This is a genomic window from Luteimonas sp. GW821-FHT14E02, from assembly GCF_058803905.1.
The window spans coordinates 1-15,477 of record NZ_JBXAPK010000013.1; the positions used below are offsets into that span (position 1 = coordinate 1).

15 protein-coding genes are annotated in these 15,477 nt (G+C 65.0%); 11 read left to right on the plus strand and 4 right to left on the minus strand.

Annotated elements, in window-relative coordinates; genetic code table 11:
* Window positions 1-129 precede the first annotated feature (129 nt).
* The 4 genes from mazG (at window position 130) to AC1RNP_RS17480 (ending at window position 2,746) form a co-directional block, all read left to right on the plus strand.
* Window positions 130-957 carry a nucleoside triphosphate pyrophosphohydrolase gene (gene mazG, locus AC1RNP_RS17465; protein WP_493052561.1) on the plus strand — a complete coding sequence of 276 codons (828 nt, stop codon included), beginning with the start codon at window positions 130-132 and terminating at the stop codon, window positions 955-957.
* A gap of 48 nt (window positions 958-1,005) precedes the next feature.
* Window positions 1,006-1,377, plus strand: a complete 372-nt coding sequence (locus tag AC1RNP_RS17470; RefSeq protein WP_493052563.1) for a hypothetical protein — start codon at window positions 1,006-1,008, stop codon at window positions 1,375-1,377.
* Between the two features lie 12 nt (window positions 1,378-1,389).
* The gene (locus tag AC1RNP_RS17475; protein ID WP_493052564.1) at window positions 1,390-1,692 is read left to right on the plus strand and encodes an Mpo1-like protein; all 303 of its coding nucleotides are present in this window, start codon (window positions 1,390-1,392) and stop codon (window positions 1,690-1,692) included.
* A 64-nt stretch (window positions 1,693-1,756) separates the two neighbouring features.
* Window positions 1,757-2,746, plus strand: a complete 990-nt coding sequence (locus tag AC1RNP_RS17480; protein WP_493052565.1) for an XVIPCD domain-containing protein — start codon at window positions 1,757-1,759, stop codon at window positions 2,744-2,746.
* Between the two features lie 19 nt (window positions 2,747-2,765).
* Here the strand turns inward: AC1RNP_RS17480 and AC1RNP_RS17485 are convergent, their stop codons facing one another.
* Window positions 2,766-3,113 (minus strand): DMT family protein, encoded by a 348-nt coding sequence (locus AC1RNP_RS17485; protein ID WP_493052566.1) that lies wholly within the window; start codon window positions 3,111-3,113, stop codon window positions 2,766-2,768.
* A gap of 196 nt (window positions 3,114-3,309) precedes the next feature.
* On the opposite strand from AC1RNP_RS17485, the gene AC1RNP_RS17490 reads away from it, so the two are divergent.
* From AC1RNP_RS17490 to AC1RNP_RS17515, 6 genes are all read left to right on the plus strand, one after another.
* A complete protein-coding gene (locus AC1RNP_RS17490; RefSeq protein ID WP_493052567.1) occupies window positions 3,310-4,023 on the plus strand; it encodes a response regulator transcription factor in 714 nt (237 codons plus the stop codon).
* Between the two features lie 49 nt (window positions 4,024-4,072).
* Window positions 4,073-5,371, plus strand: coding sequence for a sensor histidine kinase (locus tag AC1RNP_RS17495; RefSeq protein ID WP_493052568.1), 1,299 nt, complete (start codon window positions 4,073-4,075; stop codon window positions 5,369-5,371).
* A 204-nt stretch (window positions 5,372-5,575) separates the two neighbouring features.
* The gene (locus AC1RNP_RS17500; protein ID WP_493052569.1) at window positions 5,576-7,099 is read left to right on the plus strand and encodes an efflux RND transporter periplasmic adaptor subunit; all 1,524 of its coding nucleotides are present in this window, start codon (window positions 5,576-5,578) and stop codon (window positions 7,097-7,099) included.
* Entirely contained in the window at window positions 7,096-7,812 is a 717-nt protein-coding gene (locus tag AC1RNP_RS17505) for an ABC transporter ATP-binding protein (RefSeq protein WP_493052571.1), read from the plus strand. The genes AC1RNP_RS17500 and AC1RNP_RS17505 overlap by 4 nt, the downstream gene beginning before the upstream one ends.
* Window positions 7,809-9,044, plus strand: a complete 1,236-nt coding sequence (locus AC1RNP_RS17510) for an ABC transporter permease (protein ID WP_493052572.1) — start codon at window positions 7,809-7,811, stop codon at window positions 9,042-9,044. Before AC1RNP_RS17505 ends, AC1RNP_RS17510 begins: the two co-directional genes overlap by 4 nt.
* A gap of 120 nt (window positions 9,045-9,164) precedes the next feature.
* Window positions 9,165-10,220, plus strand: coding sequence for a phytanoyl-CoA dioxygenase family protein (locus AC1RNP_RS17515; protein WP_493052574.1), 1,056 nt, complete (start codon window positions 9,165-9,167; stop codon window positions 10,218-10,220).
* A gap of 82 nt (window positions 10,221-10,302) precedes the next feature.
* Here AC1RNP_RS17515 and AC1RNP_RS17520 read toward each other — a convergent pair whose 3' ends face one another.
* Window positions 10,303-11,196 (minus strand): class I SAM-dependent methyltransferase, encoded by an 894-nt coding sequence (locus AC1RNP_RS17520; RefSeq protein ID WP_493052575.1) that lies wholly within the window; start codon window positions 11,194-11,196, stop codon window positions 10,303-10,305.
* Entirely contained in the window at window positions 11,193-13,670 is a 2,478-nt protein-coding gene (locus AC1RNP_RS17525) for a CmcI family methyltransferase (RefSeq protein ID WP_493052577.1), read from the minus strand. The genes AC1RNP_RS17520 and AC1RNP_RS17525 overlap by 4 nt, the downstream gene beginning before the upstream one ends.
* 322 nt (window positions 13,671-13,992) lie before the next feature.
* Here AC1RNP_RS17525 and AC1RNP_RS17530 point away from each other — a divergent pair, with 322 nt between their 5' ends.
* Window positions 13,993-14,994, plus strand: coding sequence for an isoaspartyl peptidase/L-asparaginase family protein (locus tag AC1RNP_RS17530; RefSeq protein ID WP_493052665.1), 1,002 nt, complete (start codon window positions 13,993-13,995; stop codon window positions 14,992-14,994).
* A 40-nt stretch (window positions 14,995-15,034) separates the two neighbouring features.
* On the opposite strand, the gene AC1RNP_RS17535 is transcribed toward AC1RNP_RS17530, so the two are convergent.
* A complete protein-coding gene (locus AC1RNP_RS17535) occupies window positions 15,035-15,469 on the minus strand; it encodes a hypothetical protein (RefSeq protein ID WP_493052579.1) in 435 nt (144 codons plus the stop codon).
* Between the last annotated feature and the right edge of the window lie 8 nt (window positions 15,470-15,477).

Below are 15,477 nucleotides of genomic sequence, written 5' to 3' on the forward strand. Positions count from 1 at the left end.
AAAAGCGTTTTTCTTTGGTTCGTTTCTTTTGGGGCTTACCAAAAGAAATGAACTCGGCCGCGCAGCGGACGAAACGCTTTTGCTTTAAGGTTCTCGACCAAGTAACAACGACGATCCCGGAAGAATTCCGTGCCCCAACACAACATCCAAAACCTCCTCGACATCATGTCCCGCCTACGCGACCCCAACGGCGGCTGCCCCTGGGACCTCGAGCAGGATTTCTCCACGATCGCGCCATACACGATCGAGGAAGCCTACGAAGTCGCCGACGCCATCGATCGCAACGATCTGGCAGCGCTCAAGGACGAACTCGGCGATCTGCTGCTGCAAGTGGTCTTCTACGCACAGATGGCGAAGGAGCTGGGCGCGTTCGCTTTCGGTGACGTGGTCGATGCGATCAGCGAGAAGATGTTGCGTCGCCATCCCCATGTCTTCGGCGATGCGACGCACGATGATGCCGATGCGGTGAAGTTGGCGTGGGAGCAGATCAAGCAGGCGGAACGCCGTGATGCGGGCGAAAGCGACACTTCCGCCTTGGCCGGTATTTCACGCGGGCTGCCGGAGTGGCAGCGTGCGATCAAGCTGCAGAATCGCGCCGCGCGGGTCGGCTTCGATTGGCCCGGGCCGGAGCCGGTGATCGAGAAGCTGCATGAGGAAATCGACGAGGTGCGCGTGGAATTCGCCGCCATCGCGGCCGATCCGCAGGATGCAGGCGCGCGCGATCGGCTGGAGGACGAAATCGGCGATCTGCTGTTCGTCTGCGTCAATCTCGCGCGTCACGCCAAGGTCGATGTCGGCAGTGCGCTGCGCCGCGCCAATCTCAAGTTCGAGCGCCGCTTTCGGACGATGGAGGCGCTGGCGGCGGGCGATGGCGTCGAGTTGCAGAAACTGCCGCTGACGGTGCAGGATGCGTATTGGGACCGGGCCAAGGCCAAGGAGAAGGTCCAGGGAAGCTGAGCAATCTCGTATTGCCTTGAGATTCCTGAATCGAGAACGGGAGGTTCCATGCAGTGCTACAAGCACCATGATCGTGCCGCGGTGGGCGTCTGCCGGGGCTGCGGCAAAGGGGTTTGCGCGGAGGGTTGCGCCGAGGATCTGGGCTTCGGCTTGTCCTGCGGCGGCGAATGCAGCATCCGCATCGGTCACATCGAGGCCTTGAACCACAAGGCAGGCGCGGCTTACACGGCGGGCCGCCGTTATCTGTGGTCGGCGCCGCTGCTGATCGCGGTCATGGGCGGCGTCTTCCTGTATTCGGCATGGCTGGAATACCAGAGTGGCCGCGATTACTGGTTCACCGGCACTTTCGGCCTGCTCTGGTTGCTGGCGGCGCTGGCCGTGTTTGCGCGCAACCGCATGTGGGCGAGAGCGATTCGTTAGAGGAATGCCGCCATGTCACGCTTCACCAATTTCCGAGAGTTCTATCCGTTCTATCTGAGCGAACACAGCAACCGCACCTCGCGGCGCCTGCATTTCATCGGCAGCTGCGGCGTGCTGGGGCTGGTGGTCGCCGCGATCGTGCTGGGCAACGGCTGGTGGCTGCTGGCCGCGCTGTTGTGCGGCTACGGTTTCGCCTGGGTGGGGCATTTCTTCTTCGAGAAGAACCGTCCGGCGACGTTCAAGCATCCGATCTATTCCTTCATCGGCGACTGGGTGATGTTCAAGGACATCATCGCCGGGAAGATCAAGTTCTAACCCGCGCTTTTTAATCCGCCCTCTACCCGCAAGCAGCGACAACACGGAAGAAGACACCACCGCAATGGCGAAATATTCGATCGAGGCGCGGTTGTACCGCGTCAAGGAACTATCGGTCAGTCACAACTACTGGTTGCTGCGGGATCTGTCGACGGGAACGCCCCTCGCGGAACTGCACGGCCTGATCACCGACCGTGCCAACGGTGCGGCGCTGCAGTTCGGGCTCGACGCGAAGGACGGGCATGCGTTGCAGGCGTGGCACTACATCCATGCGCCGGTGGAAGGGCTGTGGATGGCGCCGGAGCGCACCGAGTTCAACGACAGCGCGCTGTACTGGGAAGGGCAGAAGACGCTGGCGGTGTTCGTCGGTGACGCGACCGAGGCGCTGCTGCGATGGAATTCGGCGGCTTCGCTGTTGCCGTTGTTGAATCGCCAGGACGCCGACTATCCGGACGCGGGCGAGGAAGGGGTCGACGACAACAGCGTATACGCCACGCTCGGCGAAATCATGGGCGTGGAAGTGCACGTGTTCGAGGACGGGGATGCGCCGGGCGTCGCGCTGCGCATGCTCGATCCCAAGCAGATCGATGCCTTCCGCTTCCGTTTCGAAGGGCCGCGCGAAGATGCGGAGACACCGGAAGCGCTGCCGAGCGAGCCCGGGCCGCGGATGGGGGCGCGTGTTGCGGCTTCACCTCCCAGGCCGCCGTCGTTCGATCCCACCAGCGCCACGCATCCGGACCACAATCTGTACCGGCAGAGCCTGGCCGCCGTGCACAAGCTCGACGCCAGCCTGGGCCGGACGCCGGACGAGGCCAGCGAACGGCTGGCCGCGAGCATGCTGCTGGTCGCCAAGCAGGCCGGGCTCGATCGCATCGACCATGTGATCCTGAGCATCAAGACCGATTACGTGACGCGCGGGCAGAACGTGTTCGTGGTGCAGAACGACTACCACTCGTGGTCGCACCGCCGCGCGCATACCGATACCGGGTCGGCGGTGGGGGTGTCGGCGGCGGAGACCTTCAAGAAGCTCGAGGCGCTCGCCGCGGCGCCCTGAGCACCGTCATTCCAGGAAGTCATTCCAGAAAGATCAGCCACGCCGCCACCGCGATGAGCGCGAAGCCGGCCCAGTGGTTCCACTTCAGCGCCTGGCCCAGATAGGCCGCCGAGAAGATGGCGAACACCATGAGCGTGATCACTTCCTGCATGCCCTTGAGCTGCGGCGCCGAGTACACGGCGCTGCCGAGGCGGTTCGCGGGCACCTGCAGGCAGTATTCGAGGAAGGCGATGCCCCAGCTCACCAGCACCGCGAGCATCAGGGGCGAGGATTTGTACTTCAGGTGACCGTACCAGGCGAACGTCATGAAGACGTTCGAGCCGATCAGCAGAATGACGGGCAGGAGGCGTTCGGAGAGGCTCGGCATGGCGAAAAGTCACAATCAGGGGCGGGATGGGGTGAAAAGGTTAACCGCCTTCACGCTTTCTCCACCCGCGGCCCCCCACCCTTCACAAAGCTGAAGGGGCCTTCATTAACGATTGGGTTCCGGGGCATCAGGATGGTCGTGAAAGCGGGAACGCTGGCGAAATCGTCTTGCACAGTCTCGGGACTCAGGAGCAGGTATGCGCGGATCACAAGAACCAAGCGGGCTTGTCCTGATCGTCGAGGACAACCGCAATATTTCGGAGATGGTGGGTGAGTACCTCGAGGGGCGTGGTTTCGAGGTCGACTATGCCACCGACGGGCTCGACGGCTACCGGCTGGCATCCGAGAACAGCTACGACGTGGTCGTGCTGGATCTGATGCTGCCGCGCCTGGACGGCATCGAGGTCTGCAAGCGCCTGCGCGAGGAGGCGCGCAAGTCGACGCCGGTGCTGATGCTGACCGCCCGCGACACTCTCGACGAGAAGCTCACCGGCCTGGGCGCCGGGGCCGACGACTACCTCACCAAGCCGTTCGCGATCCAGGAGCTGGAGGCGCGCCTGCGTGCGCTGATCCGCCGCGAGCGCCGGCAGGTCGGCTCGGAGGTGCTGAAGGTCGCAGATCTGGTGCTCGATCCGGCCTCCCTGCGCGCCACGCGTGGCGGGGTCGAACTGCAGCTCTCGCCGATCGGGCTGAAGCTGCTGACCATCCTGATGCGCGAGTCGCCGCGGGTGGTCAACCGGCAGGAGATCGAGCGCGAGATCTGGGGTAACAGCCTTCCGGATTCCGACACTCTGCGCAGCCACCTCTACAACCTGCGCAAGACCATCGACAAGCCCTATGGCAAGCAGCTCCTGCACACCGTGCAGAGCGCTGGCTATCGCATCGCGGACATCGAGCACCCCCCCTCCTGACGGGAGGGAGTCTTGATGTAAGCTTGCGAGCCCTCCGCACGGTCCCGCCATGCCCCAGGGGTTGCCACGCAAGCTTCGCTACGCCTTCATTTTGCAGGCGGTGCTGATGAGTCTTGCCATCGTCATCGGTATCGTCGTCGCGGGAGCCATCGTCCGCGAGTTGGCGAGCGTGGAGCGGTTGCGCTCCGAGGCTCAGTACTACTGGGTCGGCCGCGCGGTCGATCCGCATTTCCCGCTGCCGACGACCTCGACCGTGCGCAGCTATTTCCTGGCGCCCGGCGCCTCGCCCAATGCATTGCCGCAGGAACTGCGCGGCATCCAGCCCGGCGTGTCGAGATTGCCGGGGACGCGCTACAAGGTCCTGCTCGAGCAACGGCCGCAGGGGCGGCTGTACATCGTCATGTCCTTTCCCGTGACCGATGCGACCGTGATCTGGACTGCCGTGATCTCGATCGTGCTGGCGCTGCTCGCGGTCGTCGCCGCGACCTGGATCACTTATCGCATCTCCAAGCGCCTGGTGACGCCGGTGAACTGGCTGGCCGAACAGGTCTCGCGCTGGCAGCCTGGAGATCCGGACACCGGCGCCATGGCCAATCTGCTGGCGCGCAACCGTGTCCCGGACGACGACCGCAGCGAGGTCGGACAGCTCAGCGCCGCACTGCGCGGGCTGGTCGAGCGCGTGCACGACTTCGTCCGCCGCGAGCGCGATTTCACTCGCGACGCCAGCCACGAACTGCGCACGCCGCTCACCGTGATTCGCGTCGCCACCGACATGATGATCGCCGATCCGGAAACCTCGCCGCGATCGCAGCGTGCACTGTCGCGCATGCAGCGCGCCGGCCGCGACATGGAAGCGGTGATCGACGCTTTCTTGATCCTCGCGCGCGAGGACGGCGACAGCGCGCTGCTGGAGGATTTCGACGTCAGCGCCGTGGTCGACGACGAAGCCGAGAAGGCGCGCGCGCGCCTGCGCAACAAGCCGGTCGAACTGGTGGTGACCGCGTATGCCTCGCCGCGCCTGTATGCCTCGCCGCGCGCGCTGGCGGTGATCCTCGACAAGCTGCTCGACAACGCCTGCACCTTTACCGACCAGGGCCGCGTGGAGGTGATCCTCGAGAACGATCGCATCATCGTGCAGGACACTGGCATCGGCATGTCGCCGGAAATCCTCAGCAAGGCCTACGACCCGTTCTACCGCGCCGACATCTTCGGGCGCGGGGGCAAGGGAATGGGCCTGTCGATCGTGCGCCGGCTGGGCGAGCGCTTCGGCTGGCAGGTCACGCTGGACAGTGCGCCGGGCGTTGGCACCACGGCGACAATCGGGTTCACGCGGCACCTGATCGGATAACACCCCACCGGTGCCGAAACGAAAATTGGCGCAATCGGGAGCTTTCGCCACAGCATGCGATCCTGCTTACGGCGCTCCATCCCGCTTTCGGGCGGTCACCATTGACCCAGCCCGAACCCTCCCTCGAAATACGCACGCTACGCACCTGTCAACCAAGGCCGGCCTGACGCGTTGATGGGCATCGGCTCTCACCATAGCGACCGCATGAGCACACCACGTCAGTCAGCCGCACGCAAATCGTCCTCGCGCACATTGCGCCGTATCGTGATCGTCGTGGTGGTTCTCGCCCTCGCCGGGGCGGGGCTCTGGTATTGGCAGAAACACAAGGCCGTGGCCGAGGAGGGCGCCTGGCGCACGACGCCGGTGGAACGCGGCGACATCCGCGTGGCGATTTCCGCGACCGGCACCCTGAGCGCGATCTCCACGGTCACCGTCGGCAGCCAGATTTCAGGGCAGGTCACCGATGTGCTGGTCGACTACAACGACAAGGTCGAGAAGGACCAGATCATCGCCCGCATCGATCCCAGCAGCTACGAGGCGCAGATCACGCAGGGCGCGGCGCAGATCGCCAACGCCGAGGCCACGCTGCGGCAGGCGCAGGCGACGCTGCGCAACGCCGAACTCGATTTCCAGCGCAAGTCCGAACTGGTCCAGCAGCAACTGGTCGCCGCGAGCGACGTCGACCTCGCGCGCGCCGCGCGCGATCAGGCGCAGGCGCAGGTGAACGCCGCGCAGGCCACGATCCGCTCGCAGACCGCCTCCACGCAGACCACGCGCATCAACCTCGAACGCACCGTGATCCGCTCGCCGGTCAACGGCGTGGTGCTCACGCGTTCGATCGAACCCGGCCAGACCGTGGCGGCCAGCTTGAACACGCCGGAACTGTTCAAGATCGCCGAGGACCTCAGCAAGATGAAGATCGAGCTGGCCGTCGACGAATCCGACATCGGCCAGGTCCAGGTCGGACAGGCCGTCACCTTCACCGCCGACGCGTTCCCCGATCGGCAGTTCAAGGGTACGGTGGAGCAGGTGCGCCTGTCCGCCACCACCACCAACAACGTCGTTACCTATCCGGTCATCGTGCGGGTCGACAACACCGATGGCACGCTGCTGCCGGGCCTGACCGTCAATGCCGAAATCGAAGTGAGCAAGCGCAGCAACGTGCTCAAGGTGTCGAACGCGGCCCTGCGCTACAAGCCGGCCGAGGACGACAACGCGGCACCGGAAGCGCCGCGGGCCGCCGGTGGCGGCGGCATGGTCGACGATCTCGGCCGCACCGCGGCCGAACTCGGACTCAATGCACAGCAGCAGGCCGAATTCGACAAGGCGATCGCTGCCGTGCGCGAGCGCATCGCCGCGCGCACGGCGCCGCAGGTCGGCAACGGCGGCAGCACGTTGTTCGGACGTGGCGGTGGGCCGGGCGGCATGCGCATCATGATGGGCGGCAGTGGCGATGCCCAGGGACAGATGCGCCAGCGCATGGTTGAGCGCATGAATCAGCAGTTCGCCGCCTTCCGCGCCACGCTCAATGCGGACCAGCAGAAGAAATGGGACGCGCAGATCTCGGCGCTGATCGGTGCCAAGCGCGCGCCGCTGTTCAAACTCGTCAATGGCAAGCCGCAGCGGATCATGGTGCGCGTGGGCGTTAGCGACGGCACCAGCACCGAGATTTCCGGCGATGTCCGTCAGGGCGACCAGGTCGTCACCGGCGAGCGTGCCGCGCAATGAGCGAGGCGGTCACAAGCCGGGAAGCTACGGCGGTCATCGAGACGCACGATCTGGGCAAGATCTATTCGCCCGGCAGCGAGGCGGAAGTGGTGGCGCTCAAGGGCGTGAACCTGCGCATCGCGCGCGGTGATTTCGTCGCCATCATGGGACCGTCGGGTTCCGGGAAGTCAACGCTGATGAATCTGATCGGCTGCCTCGACACGCCCAGTACCGGACGCTACGCCTGCGACGGCATCGACGTGGCCAGCCTCGATTCCGAGGAACTGGCGATGTTGCGCCGCGAGAAGATCGGTTTCGTCTTCCAGGGCTTCAATCTGCTGCCGCGCATGAATGCACTGGAGAACGTGGCGATGCCGCTGGCCTACGCACAGGTGCCGCCGCACGAGCGTCTGCGCCTCGGACGCGAGGCGCTGGCCGCGGTCGGTCTGTCCGAACGCGCCGACCATCGTCCCAGCGAACTGTCCGGCGGCCAGCAGCAGCGCGTGGCGATCGCGCGCGCCCTGATCAACCGGCCGCCGATCCTGCTCGCCGACGAACCGACCGGTGCGCTTGACAGCCGCACCGGCGAGGAAATCCTGTCGCTGTTCAAGAGCTTGCGTGACGAGGACCATACCGTGGTGCTGATCACCCACGATGCCGACGTCGCCGCGCACGCCGATCGCATCTACGTCATGCACGATGGCGAACTGCATCCCGAGGGAGCGGCGGCATGAAGTTCACCGACATCCTCCGCACCGCCATCTACGCCTTGCGCGGCAACTGGATGCGCAGCGCGCTGACCTCGCTCGGCGTGATCATCGGCATCGCCGCCGTGATCGTGATGGTCTCGGTGGGACAGGGCACGCAGCGGGAGATCGACAAGCTGGTGTCCGGCCTCGGATCGCAGCGCCTCGACATCAACCCCGGCGCGGGACGTGGCGCTGGCGGCGTGCGCATGAGCGCGAGCAGTTTCTTCACGCTCACCGAGGGCGATGTCGAGGCGATCCGCACCGAAATCCCGGAAGTGCAGTACACGGCCGGCGCGCTGCGCGGCAGCACCCAGGTCGTGTACGCGGAAAACAACGCCGCGACCAACTGGCAGGCCGTGCAGCCGGATTTCTTCGACATCAACGGCTGGAGTGTGGCCAACGGCGATCTATTCGATGCGCAGGACTACAGCAGCGCCGCCAAGGAAGTGGTGATCGGCGATACCGTGCGCCGCACGTTGTTTGGTGACGACGACGGCATCGGACAGACCATCCGCCTCGGCCGCGTGCCGTTCACCGTGATCGGCACGTTGGCGCCAAAGGGACAGGGTGGTTTCGGCCAGGACCAGGACGACGTGGTGATGGTGCCGCTGGAAACCGGCCGCCGCCGCCTGATGGGCATGATGGGCCTGCCGCCGAGCGCGGTGATGCAGATCTCGCTCACCGTCGCCGATGCCAAGGACCTGGCCTACGTGCAGACCGAGATCGAGGCGCTGCTGCGCCAGCGCCACAAGATCAAGCCGGGCGACGACGATGACTTCAACGTCCGCAACATCAGCGAGATCGTCAAGACGCGCACCGCCACCACCGACCTGATGTCGAAGCTGCTCGGCGCGGTGGCGACCATCTGCCTGATCGTCGGCGGCATCGGCATCATGAACATCATGCTGGTCTCGGTGACCGAGCGCATCCGCGAGATCGGCCTTCGCATGGCCGTCGGCGCCGCGCCGAGCGACGTGCGCCGGCAGTTCCTCGCCGAGGCGATGCTGATCTCGCTGATCGGCGGCGTCATCGGCATCGCCATCGGCATTGTCGGCGCGCTGCTGGTGGGCAAGTTCAGCGAGCTGCCCGTGGCGCTGAACGTCCAGGTCGTCGGGCTCGCGGCGGCGTTCTCGATCGCGACGGGGCTGTTCTTCGGCTACTACCCCGCGCGGAAGGCCTCGCAGCTGGATCCGATCGAGGCATTGCGGCAGCAGTGATGCCGCATTGCGGCATCATGGATATGAACACGGATGACGTGGCAAGCGGGGATGTCGTGAAGTCTCTGCCCGTCACCGTTGAACTGTTATCCTTGTCTCGTCTCGGAACGGAAAGAGGTCATGTCAACTTTCCTGGAAAGCGATCGCATCGCGCCCGAAGCGGAACGACAGGTGTTCGGCGAAGCCGAGCGGCTGGCTGCGTCGGGTCGCTATCTGGAGGCGATCGACCGCGCCGTTGAACAAAACCGCTATCAGCGCGACGCGATGCTGGAATCGCGTCTGGTGCAATGGCGCAGCGCGGCCTTCGCCGATCTGGACAAGTCGCGGCCGCGGCTGGAATGGCCTCCCTACGCTGACGATCCGCGCCCGGATGTGGGCGGACTGTATGAAATCACGCCGGATCAGCTGAATCTGCAGACGCTGGCCGGCGGCATCCTGCATCACGGTCATGTTCTCGTGCGCGGGTTGTTCTCGGGCGAGGAGGCGGAACGTTACGCGGCCGGCATCGATCGGGCGATGGCGGCGCGCGATGCCGTGCTCGGTGGACATGCCTCGGATGAGGAGGCGGCCTGGTATACGCCGTACCCGCATCCGGAAGGGACCGAATTGGAGAAATCCCGGGAATGGGTGGAATCCTCGGGCGCTGTCTGGACCGCAGATTCGCCGCGCAATCTGTTCGATCTGATCGAGCTGTTCGAGCGCAAGAATATCGTCAGCCTCATCACTCAATACCTTGGCGAGCGGCCCGCCTTGTCGATGGGCAAGTCGACGCTGCGCCGCGTCGCGGCCTCCTTGAGCCATACCGACTGGCACCAGGACGGCGCGTTCCTCGGTGCGGACGTGCGCAGCATGAACGTCTGGGTCGCGCTCACGCCTTGCGGCGTCGATGCTTCCGGGCTGGACGTAGTTCCGCGCCGCATTCCGCACATCCTCGAAACCGGCACTCATGGCGCCTACTTTCCGTGGTCGGTGGGACATGGCCTGGCCGAGATTTCCGCGCAGGACACGCCGATCACGACACCGGAATTCCAGGCCGGTGATGCACTGCTGTTCGATCATCTGTTCCTGCACCGCACCGGCCTGCCACCTGGCCGCACCAAGGATCGCTGGGCGATCGAGTCCTGGTTCTTCGCGCCCTCCAGCTATCCGGTGCAGCAAGGACCGCTGGTCATCTGAAAAAATTGGCGTGCGCTGCATGAAAACGACCCGCTCGCATCGTGCTCATGCGACGGGCCGTTGGAGGAGAAGCGGGGAAGCGTCAGCTTGCGAGGACGGCATCCGCGTCGTCGACGCGAGCCTGTAGTTTCTCGATCAATGCAGCCTGCTGGGCAAGCAGTTCGCGCGCGCGCTTGAGCGCATCCGTGCGACGTGTCAGCCGTCCTTCGGTCTGCTGCAGCACCGCGCGCAGGTGCATGGAGTCGTTCTCGATCGCGATGCATGCCTGCAGCAATGCTTCGGCGGTGAAGAAGCTGTCGATCAGTGCCCGCAATTGCGGCGTCATGCGCGATTCGGGCACGAAGATGCCCAGGCCGTTGAAGAACGGCAGGATGAAATCGTGGATCGGGTGCGGGGAGGATGCGATGAAATCCTCGATGCCGGTCAGGACGCCGTTGCGGGGGCCGCCTTCATGCGTGGCGTTGGCGAGGATGCCGTTGAGTCCTTCCTCGACCAGTTCGGAGACGCCCGGCAGGATGCCGCGGTAGGCGTAAGGGTGCCGCTCCGTGGGGTCGAGATCGTCGGGCTTGTAGTACATGTCGCGGCGCGCGTAGGGCCATGCGCAGTCGTGCGCGAGGATGATCGGCGGCTTGACGCCCGCTTCGGCGGCGCCAGCGAAAATCAGGGTCAGTTCGTTGTAGATGGTGGTCCAGTTATGGTCGCCATCCAGCAGGGCGATGTCCGGAGTCGCCACCAGCGGGATGGCCTCGACGCTGCGCAGCGGATGGTAGGTGTACTCGTCGCCATAGCGGGCCATGACTTCATGCAGCGAAGGCTGCGGCGCCGGATCGATGATGTCGACGTGGCAATCGTGCTGGCGGCAGTATTCGAGGATGTGCTGGGTGTTCCAGCCCCGATCCGCGCCGACTTCCATGATCCGGCTGGGCCGCACGGTTTCGATGATGGGTTGAATGTGGCGATACCAGAAACGGTTCATGGGGCGTGACCTGATTGCGAATCCAAGTTGTCCAGGGACGCGTCGTAGGCGTCGAAGGGGCCGACGTCGCCGACACGGCGGAGATAGCCGTTCGGTGAAGTGGAAATCAGATGCTGGTTCCATGTCTTGTCGATGACGAATGCCGACGAGGCGACGAAGCCGTTGATCGCGCTCTGGAACCAATAGGAGGAATAGCCCAGCCAGGGCTGGCCGAACACCGAGCCGAGGAAGATGAGGTAGGAGCGGAACGAGACGAACTGCGCGTATGCGCGCAACTGCTCCACCGGAATGAAATCCTCCTTGCGCGGCGAAAAAAGCACGAGGCTGGTTTCATCGGCGCCGATCAGATCGCGGATCGCGGACAGGGTGTCGCCGGCGTAGGCATCCCCGACGACGAGATGCACTCTGGCCGGAAGTTGCGTGCGAAGCGATTCGTCCGTGACGACGATGACCCTGGAATCCTCCAGGCCGAACATCGTCAGCATCGAATCCAGGAACAGGATCAGGCCGTGCTCGGAACACGTAGTCACGATGCACTGCGGGCGTTCGGTCCGGATGATCTCCTGGAAGTTGACCAGATCCGCCGGAGACACGCCGACCGGCTTGCCCAGCCACGTGGTCTTCCGATGCAGGTTGGATTCGGCGTAGGACGCTTGCAGATAGACTTGCGCGCCACGATCGAAATGCGCCTCGATGTTGCCGGGACGCGTTCTATCGGTGATGCCCAGCCGCAGCGGCAGCAGTGGACGCTGTCGAACCGACACCGACGAGTCGTTGCGGATGCGGCCGCGCAAGCGGATGCGATCTCGCGGAATGGCCTGGAATTCCTCCCCGCGCAGCTGCCGGTAGTTGTGCTGGTAGGTACGGACGCGGAAATCCTTTTCGTCGTCGTCGACATTGGTGGTGGTGCCGCCGTGGAACTGATGGAAAGTCGCCTCTCCGATCAGCGACACGATCTCGCCCGTCATGCCGGCGGCGGCGCGCTTGAGCAGATCGAGATTGGCGAAACCGCCGCCGGGCTCGCTGAAGCCTTCGTCCATGCCGCCGATGCGGTCGTACAGGCCTGTCGGCAGGAACAGGCAGTTGCTCTCGATCAGCGCATTGAGCCAAGGCTCCGGATTTTCGCCGATGGGGTCGCCGATGAAGAACATCTGGTAGCCGTCCGCGGGCCAGTGGATCCGCTCGAACAGCTTGTCCTCCATCTCACGCGTGTAGCCGACCGCGGAAAGCCAGCGCTGATCGCCACCGATGAACCAGTGGCGCACCGCCACGATCGCATGCGGATCCGCGGAGAACGCATCAATCGCTTCGCGGATCACGCCTGGCGTCAGCACGTGGGCGCCGTCGATCATGATGGCGAGATGCGCGCCGCGTGCCTGGCGCGCGGCCTCGTTGATCGCGGCGCAAGGCGAGGGCAGGAGCTGGTTCGGGCGGAAGAGTTTGAATTCCGGCCCGAAGCTCTCCACCCATGCCTTGTCCAGCGGCGGGTTGGAGCCGTTGTCGATGCACAGCACTTCGTAGGTGACATCGTCGACGCCGCGCTGGTAGCGGCGGCTCAACGAAGTGAGCGTGCGCTCCGCCTCGCGGCGCATGTTGTAGAAGTTGACGATGAAGGTGATGTCGACTTCCGGCGCGACGGCCTCCCTGGCGATGGGAGCAAGCGCGGTGCGCTGCGCGGCGACGGTACGCTTGTTTTCCCGGATGCGGATCGGGCGGGCGGTGAGGGGCTGGCGGGTGTCCGCGATGCAGATGTCGATCTCGTGGAGTTCGCCATCGCGCAGCGACTCGGGCGTGGGGACGCTGAACCCGCAGAAGCCATTGCCCTGCTGCAGATCGGCGATATCGCTTCGCCACAAATCGGCATCGAAAGTGGCGAGGCACTGATCGCCCTCGTAAACCGCCAGCGAGACGCGTTGCGGCGCGCCGTCGGCCCTGTGAATCCAGCCGCCGATCCTGTTGTGCGAGGTCGTGTCGAGATAGCCGAAAAACTCGGCGTTGCACAAGGCGATCGGTGGCTTGTCGGGCGCGCGTGCGGCGGCCGTGTCGCTGAGCATCGTGCTTGGAAGCGGGCTGCCGAAAAGTTCGATGCTGCGGCCGTCGGGGTGCCGTGCGTGCAGTGAAACAGGCGCGTCGGTATGGGCGAGGTGTTGCAAGGGGAGCGAGAAGGCGTAATAGCCGTCGTGCTTGCCCGCGCTCTCCAGATCGGATCGGTATCGATAAGCGGTCGTGGTGGCGACGACAGCACCTTCCATCACCGCCTCCACCACGACGCGATGGCCGGCATGCTGCGGAAACCAGGCCCAGCCACGGATCACGCCTTCGCTGACGCCGTCGACGAAGCCTTCGAAGAATGGCGCGGCCGTCGCGTTCTCCAGCGAATCGGAAAGCGGCGCGGAAGAAGATGGCGCGGGAGGCGACGGGTCTCCGGAATCGCCATGCGGCTGCTTCAGCACCTGTTCGACACTGTCTGTCACACGTCCTCCCAAAACGGGTTATCCGATGGCGATGCGAATACGCTTCCTGCGATTCGCATCGTCCCGGTGCCGAACGAGGCGTTCGGTCGCCGTTCCCCTGCGTAGGGGGCGACGATACAGAATGTTGACCCAGGACGCACTCCGAGATTCGACTACGGCGCGCTCCGCATCGTTCCACCGGTTGAAGGGACGGCCGGAAGTCTTTTGCCGCATTGCATCATCGGCCAAGCTCGGGTCGGACGAGGACGATTTCTGTCAGTCTGAAGGCACTTGCGGAGGCTTGTTTAGATCGTGCAGCGCGAGTCGTTTCACCATGCGGGCGGTGACGGCGCGGGAGACGGTATCCTGCGCAACCGTTCAGCAACCGATTTCAACCATGACCGCAACCACCAGACCCACGGCACTCGTGATTCACGGAGGCGCTGGCGTCATCGAGCGCGCCCGGCTGTCGGTCGAGCAGGAGCTGGCCATCCGCGCGGATCTCGACGCGGCGCTGGATGCCGGCCATGCGGTCCTGTCGCGCGCGGGCAGCGCGCTCGACGCGGTGGAGGCCGCGGTGCGCGTGCTGGAGGATTCGCCGCGCTTCAACGCCGGCAAGGGTTCGGTTTTCGATGCGGAAGGCCGGCATGAACTCGATGCGTCCTTGATGGAAGGGCACAGCGGCCGCGCCGGCGCGGTGGCGGGCGTCACGACGGTGCGCAATCCGATTTCGCTGGCGCGCGCGGTGATGGAGCACTCGCCGCACGTGCTGCTGATCGGTGCGGGGGCGGAGGCGTTCGCCGATACCCGCGGCGAGATCGCACGCGTCCCGAACACCTGGTTCGACACCGAACACCGCCGCGGCGAATGGCAGCAGGCGCAGGCACGCGAGCGCGAGGACGCGGGGGCGGGCGAGAATCTGAAGGGCAAGTATTTCGGCACCGTCGGCGCGGTGGCGCTCGATGCGCACGGGCGTATCGCCGCGGCGACGTCCACCGGTGGCATGACCAACAAGCGCTGGGGACGCGTCGGCGATTCGCCGCTGATCGGCGCCGGCACCTGGGCGGATGCGCGCATTGGCGTGTCCGGCACGGGTTGGGGCGAGTTCTTCATCCGCTGCGCGGTGGCGCACGACATCGCCGCGCGCGTCGCCTATCGCGGCGACAGTCTGCAGGCGGCGGCCGACGCGGTGATCATGGAGGCCGTGCCCGCGCTCGGCGGCGACGGCGGCGCGATCGCGCTCGATGCGGACGGCAACATCGCGATGCCGTTCAACACGGCGGGGATGTATCGCGGCTGGGTCCGGCCGGACGGCTCGCGCGGGACGGCGATCTTCCGCGACTGAAGTGCTGGTGACTGAAGTGCCCGCGACTGACGCGTCGCGGTCAGTGCGTCACCGGTTGTTGCGCGAAGATGTCCCGCATCGAATCGCGAGTGAGCGTGGTCAGCGTGAACACGCCGAGCACCGTGCCGAACGGGAATTGCAGGCAGTTGATTCCCGCCACCACGAGGCAGAACGTGCGGTTGCGATGGGCACGCAGGAAATTTCCGGCCAGCAGGTTGAGCATGCCGACGACCAGGATGACCGTGCCGATCACGAGATAGAAACAGAAGAAGATCCACATGAGTTCCGGCGGTGGCGGCTCGCCGGAGGATGGCTGCCAATGCTCCGGTGAAAAGACCGTGCGCATGATCGCGAAGTGCACGACGATGAAGCCGAGGCCGCACAGCGACAGGCCGGCGAAGACATAGTGGAAGATCGCGAGCAGGCGCAGGTGCTCGCGATCGCGTGTCCGGGGCGCGATGTCGGTATTGCTCATGACATCTC